At 67.1% G+C, this 15,571-nt stretch carries 16 protein-coding genes; 8 read left to right on the top strand and 8 right to left on the bottom strand.

Translation table 11 applies throughout. The annotated features are described in order from the left end of the window. Positions 1–8: 8 nt before the first annotated feature. Positions 9–269, bottom strand: a complete 261-nt coding sequence (locus WDLP6_RS26935; protein WP_162570196.1) for a hypothetical protein — start codon at positions 267–269, stop codon at positions 9–11. Between the two features lie 375 nt (positions 270–644). Here WDLP6_RS26935 and WDLP6_RS26930 point away from each other — a divergent pair, with 375 nt between their 5' ends. After that, positions 645–1,745 carry a S1C family serine protease gene (locus WDLP6_RS26930; protein WP_232077344.1) on the top strand — a complete coding sequence of 367 codons (1,101 nt, stop codon included), beginning with the start codon at positions 645–647 and terminating at the stop codon, positions 1,743–1,745. 116 nt (positions 1,746–1,861) lie between these two features. Here WDLP6_RS26930 and WDLP6_RS26925 read toward each other — a convergent pair whose 3' ends face one another. After that, a complete protein-coding gene (locus WDLP6_RS26925; RefSeq protein WP_162594839.1) occupies positions 1,862–2,917 on the bottom strand; it encodes a sugar phosphate isomerase/epimerase family protein in 1,056 nt (351 codons plus the stop codon). Positions 2,918–3,091: 174 nt separating this feature from the next. Between WDLP6_RS26925 and WDLP6_RS26920 the strand changes: the two genes are divergently transcribed. Continuing rightward, complete coding sequence (locus WDLP6_RS26920) at positions 3,092–3,973, top strand: gamma-glutamyl-gamma-aminobutyrate hydrolase family protein (protein ID WP_162595271.1); 882 nt, start codon at positions 3,092–3,094, stop codon at positions 3,971–3,973. Here WDLP6_RS26920 and WDLP6_RS26915 read toward each other — a convergent pair whose 3' ends face one another. Both WDLP6_RS26915 and WDLP6_RS26910 read right to left on the bottom strand, forming a co-directional pair. Continuing rightward, positions 3,974–4,141: a hypothetical protein gene (locus tag WDLP6_RS26915; RefSeq protein ID WP_174259909.1), complete on the bottom strand. Its 168-nt coding sequence runs from the start codon at positions 4,139–4,141 to the stop codon at positions 3,974–3,976. Between the two features lie 14 nt (positions 4,142–4,155). Next, positions 4,156–7,104, bottom strand: coding sequence for a DNA topoisomerase III (locus tag WDLP6_RS26910; RefSeq protein WP_162594838.1), 2,949 nt, complete (start codon positions 7,102–7,104; stop codon positions 4,156–4,158). A gap of 85 nt (positions 7,105–7,189) precedes the next feature. On the opposite strand from WDLP6_RS26910, the gene WDLP6_RS26905 reads away from it, so the two are divergent. From WDLP6_RS26905 to WDLP6_RS26895, 3 genes are read left to right on the top strand one after another with little or no spacing between them, the layout of a single operon-like run. Continuing rightward, the gene (locus WDLP6_RS26905; RefSeq protein ID WP_162594837.1) at positions 7,190–7,765 is read left to right on the top strand and encodes an SET domain-containing protein; all 576 of its coding nucleotides are present in this window, start codon (positions 7,190–7,192) and stop codon (positions 7,763–7,765) included. A gap of 2 nt (positions 7,766–7,767) precedes the next feature. Further along, positions 7,768–8,565, top strand: a complete 798-nt coding sequence (locus WDLP6_RS26900) for a biotin--[acetyl-CoA-carboxylase] ligase (protein WP_162594836.1) — start codon at positions 7,768–7,770, stop codon at positions 8,563–8,565. A 2-nt stretch (positions 8,566–8,567) separates the two neighbouring features. After that, positions 8,568–8,780, top strand: coding sequence for a sporulation protein (locus WDLP6_RS26895; protein ID WP_162594835.1), 213 nt, complete (start codon positions 8,568–8,570; stop codon positions 8,778–8,780). Here the strand turns inward: WDLP6_RS26895 and WDLP6_RS26890 are convergent. The 3 genes from WDLP6_RS26890 to WDLP6_RS26880 are packed head-to-tail and all read right to left on the bottom strand — an operon-like array spanning position 8,777 to position 11,454. Beyond that, positions 8,777–10,240 carry a sensor histidine kinase gene (locus WDLP6_RS26890; RefSeq protein ID WP_162594834.1) on the bottom strand — a complete coding sequence of 488 codons (1,464 nt, stop codon included), beginning with the start codon at positions 10,238–10,240 and terminating at the stop codon, positions 8,777–8,779. The genes WDLP6_RS26895 and WDLP6_RS26890 overlap by 4 nt on opposite strands. Continuing rightward, entirely contained in the window at positions 10,237–10,908 is a 672-nt protein-coding gene (locus tag WDLP6_RS26885; RefSeq protein ID WP_162570189.1) for a response regulator, read from the bottom strand. The genes WDLP6_RS26890 and WDLP6_RS26885 overlap by 4 nt, the downstream gene beginning before the upstream one ends. Before the next feature lie 60 nt (positions 10,909–10,968). Then, positions 10,969–11,454, bottom strand: coding sequence for a MarR family winged helix-turn-helix transcriptional regulator (locus tag WDLP6_RS26880; RefSeq protein ID WP_162570188.1), 486 nt, complete (start codon positions 11,452–11,454; stop codon positions 10,969–10,971). A 145-nt stretch (positions 11,455–11,599) separates the two neighbouring features. On the opposite strand from WDLP6_RS26880, the gene recA reads away from it, so the two are divergent. Together recA and recX are read left to right on the top strand one after the other, a co-directional pair. Continuing rightward, complete coding sequence (gene recA / locus WDLP6_RS26875) at positions 11,600–12,691, top strand: recombinase RecA (protein WP_162594833.1); 1,092 nt, start codon at positions 11,600–11,602, stop codon at positions 12,689–12,691. A 9-nt stretch (positions 12,692–12,700) separates the two neighbouring features. Further along, positions 12,701–13,150, top strand: coding sequence for a recombination regulator RecX (gene recX, locus WDLP6_RS26870; RefSeq protein WP_162594832.1), 450 nt, complete (start codon positions 12,701–12,703; stop codon positions 13,148–13,150). Between the two features lie 146 nt (positions 13,151–13,296). Here recX and argC read toward each other — a convergent pair whose 3' ends face one another. Continuing rightward, a complete protein-coding gene (gene argC / locus WDLP6_RS26865) occupies positions 13,297–14,220 on the bottom strand; it encodes an N-acetyl-gamma-glutamyl-phosphate reductase (protein ID WP_162594831.1) in 924 nt (307 codons plus the stop codon). Positions 14,221–14,404: 184 nt separating this feature from the next. Here argC and sucC point away from each other — a divergent pair, with 184 nt between their 5' ends. Next, positions 14,405–15,568, top strand: a complete 1,164-nt coding sequence (gene sucC / locus WDLP6_RS26860; RefSeq protein WP_162594830.1) for an ADP-forming succinate--CoA ligase subunit beta — start codon at positions 14,405–14,407, stop codon at positions 15,566–15,568. Positions 15,569–15,571: the final 3 nt, after the last annotated feature.

Raw genomic sequence — 15,571 nt, 5'->3', positions numbered from 1 at the left:
GGGCCGCTTCAGCAGGCCGCGCAGGGGATCGCCGTGCCGCGGGGCAGGGTGCGTTCGCGCACCCAGGCCAGTCCCTGGTCGAGGGCGTAGCGGATGGCGGCGGCCTGGTTGGCGAAGCGCGGCGTGAAGCGCATCACGCGATCGTGCGTGCCGCTGCCGTGCCCGGAGCGGATCGAGACCGAAGCCGCGAAGCGGCCGTCGTCCAGATCCTTGACGAGCGGCGAGACAAGGTACTTGCCCACCGCGATGCTGTGTTGAATGATGTCCATGAAAGCCTTGCGTGCCGCGACGCCGCGACAGCGCTGAAGATAATTGAAAAAACAAAAGCGCAGGCCGGCCGGAAATGGCGCCCACCGGAGCGGACAGCGCGCTGTTCGCTTCAACAAGTACGAAGGCAGTGGTGGCAATCATGGGCGCCCGGTCTGGCGCACCAACACACTGTGAGGGCCGGCTTGTGAGTGAAGGCCTGGAGATTCCAGGTCAGCCGGCGCGATGACGAAACGTGCTTCGTCGTGATATCGAAACGAACCCTGCATTCTAGCCGATCTGGCACGAGTGTTGCTGTTTATGGTGCGCGGCACGGGCTTGCGAGCCGCTCGCTCGCGGCGCACCATGGCGGCACCATCGTTCCCAGGAGCGCTGCCATGGAAATTCACGGATCGCCGGTTCGGTTCATGCCGCCGTCCGGGCCTGTGGCCCTGCGCGCCGCACGATGGGGGGCCCGGTTGCTGATCGCCGGCGTCCTGCTGTTCTTCGCCTTCCCGGGCCTGCTGGCCGCCACCCTCGTCTCCCGGTCCGATGGCCGACCCGGCAGCGCGCAAGTCCAGGCGCTCCAGCGCGCCGGCGATGCGGTCGTGGCGCTGCGCGTGGCCGCGATCGACGGCGCGAAGTCCGCCGACAGCCTGGGCCGGGAGCGCGTCGGATCGGGTGTGGTGATCGGGCCCGACGGACTGATCCTCACCATCGGCTACCTGCTGCTCGAGGCCGAGACGATCGAGATCGTCACGCAGGACGACCATGTCCTGCCGGCACGCGAGGTCGCCTACGACCTCGCCACCGGCTTCGGCCTCGTGCGGCCGCTGGTGCCGCTGCGCGGCATCGAGCCGGTGCCGTTCGCCGGCGTCGCCTCGGTGAAGGCCGGCGAGCCGCTCCTGGTCGCGACCGGCAGCAGCAGCGGCACCGAGGTCGCGTTCACGCGGCTGGTCGCGACGCGGCCCTTCTCCGGTTACTGGGAGTACTACATCGACACTGCGCTCTTCACCAGCCCGCCGGTGATCAACCACAGCGGCGCGGCGCTCTTCAATCGCAATGGCGAACTGCTCGGCATCGGCAGCCTGTTCGTGATGGAGACGGGCGGCCCCGATCATGGGCCGCCGGGCAACATGTTCGTGCCGGTGCAGTTGCTGCGTCCGGTGCTCGCCGAGCTGCAGGCCACGGGCACGACGCGCGCGAGCGTGCGGCCGTGGCTCGGCATCTCTTCATCGGAACACGACGGGCAGGTCGAGATCGTGCGTGTCGATCGCTCGGGCCCCGCGCTGGCGGCCGGCCTGCAGCCCGGTGACGTGGTGCTGGAGATCGACGGTGTCGAGGTCCGCACCCTCGAGGCCTTCTACAAGCAGCTGTGGAAGCGGGCGGCGCCCGAGAGCGAGGTGGTGCTCACGGTGCGCCAGGGCTCGGAGGTTCGCAAGGTCAAGGTCCACGCGATCGACCGCATGCAGACGCTGCGAAAGCCTGAAAGCATTTAGGGCTCGCCCCCAGGCTGCGCGCACTTCGTGTCGCTTCGCCAACCCCCTGCCGGGGGCAACACCGGCGGACCGGCGGAGCCGGATCCGCGGTGTTCCTGGCTCGCGCCGGGGTGGGGTTATCCGATGCCCAGCATCTTTCGATTGGCGGCGGCGTCGGCGTTGCCGCCCGCGAAGTCGTCGAAGGCGCGGTCGGCCACGCGGATGATGTGCCGCGCGATGAATTCGGCGCCCTCGCGCGCACCGTCCTCCGGATGCTTCAGGCAGCATTCCCACTCGAGCACCGCCCAGCCGGGAAAATCATAGGCGGCCAGCTTCGAGAAGATGGCGCCGAAGTCGACCTGCCCGTCGCCGAGCGAGCGGAAGCGCCCGGCCCGGTCGAGCCATGGCTGGAAGCCGCCGTACACGCCCTGCTTGCCGGTCGGATTGAACTCCGCGTCCTTCACGTGGAAGATCTTGATGCGCTCGTGGTAGTGGTCGATGTAGTCGAGGTAGTTGAGCTGCTGCAGCACGAAATGGCTCGGGTCATACAGCAGGCAAGCGCGCGGATGCTGGCCCACGCGCTCGAGGAACATCTCGTAGGTCACGCCGTCGTGCAGGTCTTCGCCCGGATGGATCTCGTAGCAGACGTCGACGCCGGCCTCGTCGAAGGCGTCGAGGATCGGTTTCCATCGGCGCGCGAGCTCGTCGAAGGCTTCCTCGATCAGGCCCGGCGGACGCGGCGGCCACGAATAGAGATAGGGCCAGGCCAGCGCACCCGAGAAGGTCGCGTGCGCCGTGAGGCCGAGATGCGCCGAAGCCTGCGCCGCGAAATGCAGCTGCTCGACCGCCCATTGCTGTCGCCGGACCGGATCGTTGCGGACCTCGGGCGCGGCAAAGCCGTCGAAGCCCGCGTCGTAGGCCGGATGCACGGCGACGAGCTGGCCCTGCAGATGGGTCGACAGCTCGGTGATCTCGAGCCCGTGCTGCGCCAGCGTGCCTTTCACTTCGTCGCAATAGGTCTTGCTCGCGGCGGCCTTCTTCAGGTCGAACAGGCGCGTGTCCCAGCTCGGTAGCTGCACGCCCTTGTAGCCGAGCTTCGAAGCCCATCCCGCGATCGCGTCGAGCGAATCGAAGGGTGCGGCGTCGCCCACGAACTGGGCCAGAAAGATGGCCGGACCCTGGATGGTCTTCATGTGTCGTCTCCTCGGTGAAAGCGTTGCCGGTACGGCGGCTTCCAAAATCATAGTCACGTACGGCACCGTCCGACGTGCCGTCGGGTGCCTCGGGGCCTGCGGGGGCTATCGGAACGCAGCACAATGATTGTTCCGTCAACCAAGGGCTGCGTGCCGCACGCGGCGCTGAATGCGATGTCACAAACCGTTTCCGGTCGTCTGAAGATCGGGCTGTCCGCCTGCTTCTCCCATGCCGACCCCGCGCGTTCGCTGTTCACCAACAAGACCTTGCAGTACGTCGAGCAGTCGATCACGCACTGGCTGATGTCGGCCGGCGCGATGGTGGTGATGGTGCCCTGCCCGACCGGCGAAACGGCGCGCGGCGACACCAAGCTGTCGCACTACGCGGAGTGGCTCGACGGCGTGGTGATGCACGGCGGCGCCGACGTCTGGCCCGGCAGCTACGGCGAGGTGCCGCTGAAGGACGCGTGGGTCGGCGACCGCATCCGCGACCTCTACGACCTCGCGCTGGTCGAGGCCTTCGAGCAGGCAGGCAAGCCCATCTTCGGCGTCTGCCGCGGGCTGCAGCTCATCAACGTGGCCTTCGGCGGCACGCTCTACCAGGACATCGAGGCACAGCATCCGGACGGGCTGCGGCACCGCGATCCGGTGACCTACGACCAGAACTTCCACGAAGTCGGCATCACGCCCGGCTCGCGCCTGTCCAAACTCTATCCCGGCATCGACACGGCGCGCGTCAACAGCATCCATCACCAGGGTGTGAAGGACCTGGCGCCCGGCTTCGAGGTCGAGGCCTGGAGCCTGCCCGACCGCGTGCCCGAGGCGATCCGCCGCAGGCCCGAGCGCGGCCGCAGCTACATCGCGGCGACGCAATGGCATCCGGAGTTCCACAAGTTCGGCAGCACCGACACCGTCGACGACACGGCGATCCTGCAGGATTTCCTGTGGGCCTGCGCGACCGCGAAGGTCAGTCCCAGGTCGACCTTGCGCAGCGCGCCCGGCCGCATCCGCAACCGCGCGGCGCGGATGCTCAAGCAGGCGCTGCTGATGCGCTGATCAGCGGTTGCGCGTCCCGCTGACCGCCGCATCCACCGTGCCGAACACGGTGATGCCGCTGCCACCGGTCGTCGTGGCGGCGCGGTCGCCGTCGCTGGCGCCGCGCGATGCGCAGCCGGCGAGCGCGCAAAGCGTCGTCGCGAACAACAGTGCAATGAGCGTCTTCATGGAATGTCCCTTGTTCAACCGAGATGCTTGCCCACGATACCCGCGAGCTCGAACATCGTCACCTGGTCCTTGCCGAAGACCGGCCTGAGCTTGGCGTCGGCATTGATGGCACGTTTGTTCACCTTATCCTGAAGTCCGTGGGTCTTGATGTAGTCCCACAGCTTCTTGATGACCTCGGTGCGCGCCACGGGTTCGGCGCCGATCACCGCGGCCAGTGCGTCGCTCGGCTTCAGGCCGGCGCCGGGCTTGCGGGGCGCCTTGGGCGCAGCGGCTTTCTTGGCCGCGGCCTTCTTCGCCGGTGCGGCTTTCGCAGCCTTGGCGGCGGGCGCTGCAGTCTTCTTCGCGGCAGCCGTGGGCGCTGCCTTGGTGAAGGTCTTGCGCGGCGGGAACTTGCTGGTGCGGGGCTCGAATTCGAAAGTCACCTTGCCCTCGTCCTTGTTCCAGGCGAGGAAGGCCTTGAACGCGCGGCGCGTGCGCATCGAGACGAACTTGTCGAGCAGGTCGGTCTTGCCGGTGGCGAGCAGCTTCTCGACCTGTGCGCGTTCCACCGGCTGCTGCAGGATGATCTTGCCGGTCTTGAAATCGCAGCTCGGCGTCGGCTGTTCGACCGTCGGCACCGACTTCTCGCAGACGTAGTTGCTGCCGTATTCGAAGACGCGCGCGCCGCACTTGGGGCACGGCCCCAGCGATTGCTGGCCGCTGAAGTCCACGATCTCGCCGGTCTCGGCATTCTTGTCGTCGCCGAAATCGAACTCGAGCTTCCAGTTCTTCGCCTCCTCGTCGAACTTGAGGATGATCTCGGACGTGAAGGGCCAGCCCGCCTTCGAGCGAAAGCCTTCGAGCGGGCCGATGTGCTTGTCGCGCAGCAACGCTTCGGCCTCGGCCACTTCGAAGGTGCGGCCGGCGGGCGACTTGCCGAAGGAAAAGCCGCACGGCTCCTGGCCTGGCTTGCCGGTGCAGGTGTAGCGGCGGTAGTTCTCCTTCACCACGCCGCCGCAGTTGGGGCAGGGCGTCGACAGCGTCGCGTAGTCGCCCGGCACGGTGTCGCGGTCGTACTCCTTGGCCTTCTTGACGATGTGCTGCGTCATCTCGGCGATCTCGCGCATGAAGGCGTCGCGGCTGAGCTTGCCGTGTTCCATCTGCGCCAGCTTGTATTCCCATTCGCCGGTGAGCTCGGCCTTGGAGAGCTCCTCGACGCCGAGGCCGCGCAGCAGGGTCATGAGCTGGAAGGCCTTGGCGGTCGGGATCAGCTCGCGGCCTTCGCGCAGCATGTATTTCTCGGCGATCAGCCCTTCGATCGTGGCGGCGCGCGTGGCTGGGGTGCCGAGGCCCTTCTCCTGCATCGCCTCGCGCAATTCGTCGTCGTCGATGGTCTTGCCTGCCCCTTCCATCGCGCCCAGCAGCGTGGCTTCGGAATAGCGCGCGGGCGGGCGGGTCTTCAGGCCCTTGGGCTCGACCGATTCGACCTTCACCATTTCGCCGGGCTTGACCGGTACCAGGCGCTTGCCGTCCTTGTCGTCTTCCTTCTCGTCGTCCTGGGCTTCCTTGCCGTAGATTGCGAGCCAGCCCGGCTTGACCAGCACCTTGCCGTCGGTGCGGAACGGGTACTTCCTGCCGGCATGCTCGACCGTGCTGATGCGCGTCGTGACCTGGTATTCGGCGCTCGGAAAGAACACCGACAGGAAGCGGCGCACCACGAAGTCGTAGAGCCGCTGCTCGGCATCCGAGAGGCCGCTCGGCGCCTGCAGCGTCGGGATGATCGCAAAGTGATCGCTGACCTTGGCGTTGTCGAAGATGCGCTTGGACGGCTTGACGTAGTTGCCGTCGATCGCCTGCTGCGCAAAGGGCGCGAGATGCTTCATGCCGCTGTGGGCCAGCATGCCCATCGTGTCCTTGACGACCGGCAGATAGTCCTCGGGCAGCGCGCGCGAGTCGGTGCGCGGATAGGTCAGCGCCTTGTGGCGTTCGTACAGGCTCTGCGTCAGCGCGAGCGTGGTCTTGGCGCTGAAGCCGAAGCGGCCGTTGGCTTCGCGCTGCAGCGAGGTCAGGTCGAACAGCAGCGGCGAGGCCTGCGTGGTGGGCTTGCTTTCCTCGGTGACGCTGGCCAGCTTGCCGCGCGCGGCCTCGGCGATCGCGAGCGCCTCGCGCTGGTTCCAGACGCGGTCGGCGCGCTGCTCGGGATCGGGCACGCCGTCGGGGCCGGGCGGCGGCTTCTTCCAGGCCGGATCGAACCATTTGCCGGGGTATTCGCCGGCCTCGGCCAGGAAGCTGCCATGTACTTCCCAGTAGTCGCGGCTGACGAACTTGCGGATCTTCTCCTCGCGCTCGACCACCACCGACAGCGTCGGCGTCTGGACGCGGCCGACGGTGGTGAGGAAAAAACCGCCGTCGCGCGAGTTGAACGCCGTCATGGCGCGCGTGCCGTTGATGCCGACCAGCCAGTCGGCCTCGGAACGCGAACGGGCGGCGTCGGCCAGACCCTGCATCTGCTGCTCGGTGCGCAGCTGGTCGAAGCCGTCGCGGATCGCCTGCGGCGTCATCGACTGCAGCCAGAGCCGCTTGACCGGCTTGCCCAGCGGCGCCTTGCCGCCGGCGTACTGCTCGATCAGGCGGAAGATCAGCTCACCCTCGCGGCCCGCGTCGCAGGCGTTGACGAGCTGGGTCACGTCCTTGCGCTTGGCCTGCTTCACCACCGCATTGAGGCGGGTCTTGGTCTTGTCGACCGGCTTCAGGTCGAAGCGCGGCGGAATCACCGGCAGGTTGGCAAAGCTCCACTTGCCGCGCTTGACGTCGAATTCCTCGGGCGCCTGGATCTCGACCAGGTGGCCGACCGCGCTCGTGACGACGTAGCGGTCGTTCTCGAAATGCTCCTCGTGCTTGTCGAACTTGCCGGCCACGGGCGTGAGCGCGCGGACGATGTCCTGGGCCACCGACGGCTTCTCTGCAATTACCAAAGTCTTCATCAACAAGTCATCCTTACAATCTGGCGCTTCTCGCGTGCGTGCGCGCACGCGCATGCGTACATATTCAAACTAACAGACTTCGGCGATGCCTTCCAAATCTCTCGTTTCCGGCGGTCGCCGCATCCAGACGCGGCGCTCGGCCGTCCACGGCAACGGCGTGTTCGCCGTGCAGGATATTGCGGAGGGCGAGACGCTGATCGAATACAAGGGCGAGATCATCACGTGGAAGGAGGCCTTGCGCCGCCATCCGCACGATCCTTCGCAGCCCAACCATACGTTCTACTTCCACATCGATGACGGGCGCGTGATCGATGCTGTCGTCAACGGCAATGCGGCGCGCTGGATCAATCATTCCTGCGAACCCAACTGCGAAGCCGACGAGACGGACGGCCGCGTCTTCATCAAGGCGCTGCGCAACATCCCGGCCGGCGAAGAGCTCAGCTACGACTACGGCCTGATCATCGACGAGCCCTACACCAAGAAGCTCAAGGCCGAATTCCCCTGCTGGTGCGGATCAAAGCTTTGCCGCGGCACGCTGCTGGCGCCCAAGTCCGACGACAAGAAGAAGAGCAAGAAGAAAAAGGACAAGGCCAAGGCCGGAAAGAACGGCAAGGGCGGCGACGCGAAGAAGAACAAGGGCGCGAAAGCCGGCAAGGACTGAACATGGCCGACGCCTGGTTCGAGGACGAGATCGCCGAAGCGCTGGCGCCGCTGCTGCCCGGCCTCGCAGTCGAGGTCGTTCCCGAGATCGATTCCACCAGCACCGAGCTGATGCGCCGCGTGCGCGCCGGGCGTTTTGCGCCGGTGCTGCTGGTGGCCGAGCGGCAGACCGCCGGCCGCGGCCGCCTGGGCCGTACCTGGCACAGCGCGCAGGACGCGCGCGCGCCCGCATCGCTGACCTTTTCCCTCGGGCTGCCGCTGGCACCGCGGGACTGGTCGGGACTTTCGCTGGCGGTCGGCGTCAGCGTCGCCGAAAGCCTCGATGCCTCCGATACGGCGGGCGTCAGGCTCAAGTGGCCGAACGACCTGTGGGTCGAGGACCGCAAGCTCGGCGGCATCCTGATCGAGACGGCGCTGCTGCAGCCCGACGCGGCCGAGCGCTATCTGGTGATCGGCATCGGCCTCAATGTCGGTGCGCGCGAAGCCGCGGGCCTGTCCACCGAGCCTGCCTGGATCCGGCAATGGCGTCCGCTCGCCACGGCGCCCGAGCTGCTGCGCGAAGTCGTGCTGCCGCTGGTGCGCAATGTGCAGCTGTTCGCGGCGCAGGGCTTCGCGGCCTTCGCCGAGCGCTTCGCCGCGCGCGACACCCTGCGTGGCCGCGAGGTGACGCTCAGCGACGGCACCGAGGGCCATTGCGAAGGCGTGGGCTGGGGCGGCGAGCTGCTGGTGCGCACCGCATCGGGCATGAAGACGGTCAGCAGCTCCGAAGTCAGCGTGCGGCCGCGCCGTACGCAGCCCTGACGATGCTGCGCGTCGTTGCCGTTCTTCTGCTGCTCGCGAACCTGGGGTACTACGCCTGGACCCACGGTGCGCTCGCCATGTTCGGGATGGAGCCGGCGCGCTTCAGCGAGCGGGAGCCGCAGCGCCTGCTGCAGCAGATCCGGCCGGAGGTGCTGCGAATCGACAAGGATGCACCTGCGGCGCCGGGGAGGCCCGCGTCGGCACCCGGGTCCTAGCTGGTGCCAATGCTGCGGCGATCGCCGGTGCCCGCATCGAAGCGCAGGCTGAAGCGCGTGCCGGGCGGCCGCTGGCCGGGATGCGCATCCTCCAGGCTCACCGTCGCGCCGTGCTGCCGCGCGATCTCGCGCACGATCGGCAGCCCCAGCCCCGAGCCATCGGCCTCGTTGCCGAGCACGCGGTAGAAGGGCTCGAACACCAGCTCGCGCTCGCTCTCGGAAATACCGGGACCGTTGTCCTCGACCTGCAGCACGATGATGCGGCCGAAGGGGTCGGCCAGCACCCGTGCGGTGATCACGCCGGGCCGCTCGGGCACGCAAGGCGTGTAGTTGAGCGCGTTGTCGACCAAGTTGCGCACCAGCTCCTTCAGCAGCGTCGGATTGCCTTCGAGCAGGACGCCGGGGGCGCCCGCTTCGGCACCGTCATAGCCGATGTCGATGCGCTTCTCGATCGCACGCGGCACCGCTTCGCGCACCACCTCGATCGTCAGGCGCGCAAGATCGCAAGGCTGCCGTCCGATGCTGGCGCCGCTGCCCTCCGCGCGCGCCAGCGACAGCAGCTGGTTCACCGTGTGCGTGGCGCGCACGCTGGCGCGGCCGATCTGTTTGAGCGACTGCTTGAGCTCGTCGGCATTCGCGCCTTCGCGCTGCGCGAGGTCGGCCTGCATGCGCAGCCCTGCGAGCGGGGTCTTGAGCTGGTGCGCCGCATCGGCCAGGAAGCGCTTCTGCGTGCCGATCGAGTCCTTGAGCTTGCCCAGCAGCTCGTTGACCGACAGCACCAACGGCACGACCTCGAGCGGCACGGACGATTCGTCGAGCGGGCTCAGGTCGTCGGGCCGGCGCTCGCGGATGCGAGCCTCGACCACCGACAGCGGCTTGATGCCGCGCACCAGCGCCAGCCAGATCAGCAGCACCGCCAGCGGCAGGATCGCGAACTGCGGCAGCAGCACGCCCTTGATGATTTCCATCGCCAGCACGGATTGCTTCTGCCGCGTTTCGGCCACCTGCAGCAGCACGGTCGGCGTGTCGGGCGAAGCGCCCACCACCCAGAGCGAGGCCACGCGCACCGGCTTGCCGCGCATCTCGCCATCCCGCAGGTACACCGTGCCCGGCACGGGCGGATCGTCGGAGTTGGGACGCGGGACATCGCGCTCGCCGCTGAGCAGCTGGCCTTGCTCGTCGAGCACCTGGTAGTACACGCGGTCGGTGCCGTCGGCCCGCAGGATCTCGCGCATCGGCTGCGGCAGCACGAAGTCCACGCCGTTCGGCCGTACCTTCACGAGGCGCGCCAGCGTCTGGGCGTTGTATTCCAGCGCCCGGTCGTACGGTGCGTTGGCGATGCCCTGCGCCACCAGCCAGGTGACCCCGATGCTGACCGGCACCAGCAGCAGGAGCGGCGTGAGCATCCAATCGAGGATCTCGCCGAAGAGCGAGCGCTGCGCGCGCTGGAAAAGCTTCAAGCGATTTTTTCGAGGCAGTAGCCGAGCCCGCGCACGGTGGCGATGCGCACCGGCCCTTTTTCGATCTTCTTGCGCAGGCGGTGGATGTAGACCTCGATCGCGTTCAGGCTCACTTCCTCGCCCCATTCGCACAGGCGCTCGACCAGCTGGTCCTTGCTCACCAGGCGGCCGGCGCGCTGCAGCAGGACTTCGAGCAGGCCGAGCTCGCGCGCCGACAGCTCGATCATCTTGCCGTCGATGGTCGCGACGCGGCCGGCCTGGTCGTACACCAGCGGCCCGTGCTTGATGGCGTTGCTGGTGGTGCCCATGCCGCGCCGTGTCAGGGCCCGCACGCGGGCCTCGAGCTCCTGCAGCGAGAAGGGCTTGGCCATGTAGTCGTCGGCGCCGTAGTCGAGGCCCTTGACGCGCTCCTCGACGCTGTCGGCGGCCGTCAGCACCAGCACCGGCAGCTGCGAGCCGCGGGCGCGCAGCCGCTTGAGGATTTCAAGGCCGTGCAGGTTGGGCAGGCCCAGGTCGAGGATCAGCAGATCGAATTCGCTGTTGGTCATCAGCGCGGCGTCGGCCTGCGAGCCGCTGGCCACGTGGTCGACCGCGGCGCCGGCATTGCGCAGGCTGCGCAGCAGCGCATCGGCCAGGACCTGGTCGTCTTCGGCAATCAGGATTCGCATGCGAGTCTCCACATGTCGCGGCCTTTGGAAGGCCGTCTGACCACATTCCCCGTCCGAATTCTAGGCCGCTGCATAGGCTTCGAGGCCGAGGGTGACCACGGTCGCGATCTCGTCGCCGACGCTGGCGCGAAACTCCTGTTCGGCTTGCGCCACCGCGTGGCGGAAGGCTTGGAGCCAGGCCAGGCCGTCGGCCGTGAACAGCACGCGCCGCGCCCGCGCATCGCGCGGATCGGGGCCGCGCGTCACCAGGCCCCAGGCCTCGCACTGGTCGACCAGTGCGCCCATGGCCTGCTTGGTCATGCCGGCGCGCTCGGCCAGCACGGTGAGCCGCGAGCCTTCGCGCGCGAGGTGGCGGGTGATGTGAACGTGCGCCGCGCTCACCTGCGCGCGTGCGGCGAGGTTCGACAGCGCGAGCGGCACATCGGCATCGTGCGCCATCAACGCCAGTACGCGCTCGTCGAAGCGGCGCATCGCATGGCCCAGCAAGCGGCCCAGATGTGTCTGGCGCCAGGTGTCGGGGTCGGCGGGAAAGGCAGGATCGGCCATTCGCAAATAGTAAAGCAAACTGACCAAAAAATCAGTTTTTCCCGATCTATCCACCCCTACACTACTGTTCAAGCATCCAGGCTGTAATTAAAAGCAGAAAGCGGATGCCCTCCACACAACCCATTGATATTCAAGGAGCTTTCCAATGGACGCAGTCGTCAAGGGCGCAAGCATCTCGGTCGCCAACAGCGAAAAGGCCAAGGCCCTCCAGGCCGCGCTGGCCCAGATCGAAAAGCAGTTCGGCAAGGGCACGATCATGCGGCTGGGCGAGGGCGAGGCGCTGGAAGACATCCAGGTGGTTTCCACCGGCTCCCTGGGCCTTGACATCGCGCTCGGCGTCGGCGGCCTGCCGCGCGGCCGCGTCATCGAGATCTACGGACCGGAATCCTCGGGCAAGACCACCCTCACGCTGCAGGTCATCGCCGAGATGCAGCGCCAGGCCGGTACCTGTGCCTTCGTCGATGCCGAACACGCGCTCGACGTGCAGTACGCGCAGAAGCTCGGCGTCAACCTGTCCGACCTGCTCATCAGCCAGCCCGACACGGGCGAGCAGGCCCTCGAGATCGTCGATTCGCTGGTGCGCTCCGGCGCGGTCGACCTGATCGTGATCGACTCGGTCGCCGCGCTCACGCCCAAGGCCGAAATCGAAGGCGAGATGGGCGACTCGCTGCCCGGCCTGCAGGCCCGCCTGATGAGCCAGGCGCTGCGCAAGCTCACGGCCACCATCAAGAAGACCAACTGCATGGTCATCTTCATCAACCAGATCCGCATGAAGATCGGCGTGATGTTCGGCTCGCCCGAAACCACCACCGGCGGCAACGCGCTGAAGTTCTACGCCTCGGTGCGGCTGGACATCCGCCGCATCGGCACCATCAAGAAGGGCGACGAGGCCATCGGCAACGAGACCAAGGTCAAGGTGGTGAAGAACAAGGTGTCGCCGCCCTTCAAGACGGCCGAGTTCGACATCCTGTTCGGCGAGGGCATCAGCCGCGAAGGCGAGATCATCGACATGGGCGTGACCGCCAAGATCGTCGACAAGTCGGGCGCCTGGTACGCCTACAACGGCGAGAAGATCGGCCAGGGCCGTGACAACGCGCGCGAGTTCCTGCGCGAGAACCCGTCGCTGTCGCGCGAGATCGAGAACAAGGTGCGCGAATCGCTGGGCATTCCGCTGCTGGCCGAAGCGGCCGACGGCACTGCGGACAAGCCCGAGAAATCCGAGAAATCAGAAAAGTAAGAGGCGCAGGTGGCATTCGCTGCGCCCTCGCTCAAGGGGCGTGCGTTGCGCCTCCTGAGCCAGCGCGAGTATTCGCGCGCCGAGCTCGAGCGCAAGCTCGCCAAATACGAGGAAGAACCCGGCACGCTGGCGCGCGCGCTCGACGAATTGGCGGCTAAGGATTTCATCAGCGAACCGCGTGTCGTCGCCTCGGTCATCCATCAGCGCGCACCGAAGCTCGGCGCGCTGCGGGTGCGGCAGGAACTGCAGGCCAAGGGCATCGCGCCCGAGGCCATCGTCGAGGCGGTGGCCGGTCTGCAGGCCAGCGAAGTGGAGCGGGCCACGGTGCTGTGGCGACGCCGCTTCGATGCGCCGCCGGCGGACGCGAAAGAGCGCGCCAGACAAACCCGCTTCCTGCTGGCGCGCGGCTTCTCGGGTTCGGTGGTGGCCAAGGTACTGAGAACGGACTTCGATGACTGACACACCGGATTCATTCGCGTCGCGCGTCATCACGCCGCGCGTGGCCTGCGCCTGGCAGCGTGCCTGTGCGCTCGCGGCCGACCCGCTGCGGCTGCCGGACTGGGCCAGCGGCCTGAGCGCGCCAGCGGCCAGGGCGAAGGCCCGGGTCAGAGGCCCAGCATCAGCTTGAGGTTCTGCACCGCGGCGCCGCTGGCACCCTTGCCCAGGTTGTCCAGCCGCGCGATCACCACCGCATGGCGATGGTCCTCGTTCGGGAACACGCGGATCTCGAGCTGGTTGGTGTCGTTGAGCGCCAGCGCATCGATCTTGCCGTCCGCACTTGGCGGCAGCACCTTCACGAACTGCTCCGGCGTGTTGCTCTTCGCATAGTGCGCAGCCAGCGCATCGTGCAGGTCGCTCGACTTCGGGCGGCCGGGCAGGTCGTCCAGATGCAGCGGCAACTGCACCAGCATCCCCTGCCTGAAGTTGCCCACCGAGGGAATGAAGACCGGCCGGCGGCTGAGGCCGGTGTATTTCATGATCTCGGGGATGTGCTTGTGCTTGAGCCCCAGCGCATAGGTCTCGAACAGCGGCGCCTCGCCCTTTTCGTAGGCTTCGATCATGGTGCGGCCGCCGCCGGAGTAGCCGCTGACCGAAGGCAGCGCGATCGGATGATCGGCCGGCAGCAGGCCGGCATCGACCAGCGGACGCACAATGGCGATCGCGCCGGTCGCGTAGCAGCCGGGGTTGGCCACCCGCTCGGCCTGGGCGACCGCCGCGCTCTGGCCGGCGACCAGTTCGGGAAAGCCGAACACCCAGCCGGACGCGGTGCGATGCGCGGTCGATGCGTCGATGATCTTGGGACGGCGGCCCTCAATGCGGTCGATCAGGGCCACCGATTCACGGGCCGCGTCGTCGTGCAGGCAGAGCACGACCAGATCGACGCCGGCCATTAGCGCGGCCTTGGCGCCTGCGTCCTTTCGCAGCTCGGGCGCGATGCTCGCGAGTTCGATCTGCGGCATCGTCTGGAGCCGCTCGCGAATCTGGAGGCCGGTGGTGCCGGCTTCGCCGTCGATGAAGACCTTGAGCATGGTGGGGGCCTTGGAATTGCCTCTGTGGAAACCGGATGTGACTGCTGGAACGGATCCGCACGTTGGTGCGGCGCACCATGATACAGTTCCTGGTTGTTCGCCGCCCCCGCCACCCGGGCGTCGTGGCCCGCGGACAACAGCCAACAACTCTCCCGTTCTCAACCTCGTTCCGAGAGACACCCTCATGAAGATTCACGAGTACCAAGGCAAGGAAATTCTTGCCAAGTTCGGCGTGCCTGTGCCGCGCGGCATTCCGGCGTACACGGTGCAGGAGGCGGTCGAAGCCGCCCAGAAACTCGGCGGCCCCGTGTGGGTGGTCAAGGCCCAGATCCACGCCGGCGGCCGCGGCAAGGGCGGCGGCGTGAAGCTCGCGCGCTCCATCGACGAGGTCAAGAAACTCGCCGGCGAAATCCTCGGCATGCAGCTCAAGACGCACCAGACCGGCTCCGAAGGCCAGAAGGTCCGTCGCCTGCTCATCGAGGACGGCGCCGACATCAAGAAAGAGTACTACGTCTCCGCCGTCACCGACCGCGCGACGCAGAAGGTCGCGTTCATCGTCTCCAGCGAAGGCGGCATGGACATCGAGGAAGTGGCCCACTCCACGCCCGAGAAGATCATCACCGACTACGTCGATCCGGCGGTCGGCCTGACCGACGCGCAAGGCCGCAAGCTCGCTGCCGGCATCGGCATCCCCGAGGCTTCGCAGGCCCAGGCGGTCGACGTGCTCCAGAAGCTCTACAAGATCTACATGGAGACCGATGCCTCCCTGGTCGAGATCAACCCGCTGATCCTCGAAGGCAACGGCAACATCAAGGCGCTCGACGCCAAGTTCAACTTCGACGCCAACGCGCTGTTCCGCCATCCCGAGATCGTGGCCTACCGCGACCTCGACGAAGAGGACGCGGCCGAAGTCGAAGCCAGCAAGTTCGACCTCGCCTACATCAGCCTCGACGGCAACATCGGCTGCCTGGTCAATGGCGCCGGCCTCGCGATGGCGACCATGGACACCATCAAGCTCTTCGGCGGCGAGCCGGCCAACTTCCTCGACGTGGGCGGCGGCGCCACCCCCGAGAAGGTGACCGAAGCCTTCAAGATCATGCTGAAGAACAAGAACGTGAAGGCCATCCTGGTCAACATCTTCGGCGGCATCATGAAGTGCGACACCATCGCCACCGGCGTGATCGCGGCCTGCAAGGCGGTCAACCTGCAAGTGCCGCTGGTGGTGCGCATGAAGGGCACCAACGAAGTCGAAGGCAAGAAGCTGCTGGCCGACTCCGGCCTGCCGATCATCAGCGCCGACACCATGGCGGAAGCGGCCCAGAAGGTCGTGGCAGCGGTCAAAGCCTAAGGA

Origin of the sequence: Variovorax sp. PBL-E5, from assembly GCF_901827185.1 — a bacterium.
Lineage (GTDB): Bacteria > Pseudomonadota > Gammaproteobacteria > Burkholderiales > Burkholderiaceae_C > Variovorax.
Note: the sequence above shows the minus strand (reverse complement) of the source record. Positions and strands in the feature narration are given on the sequence as shown.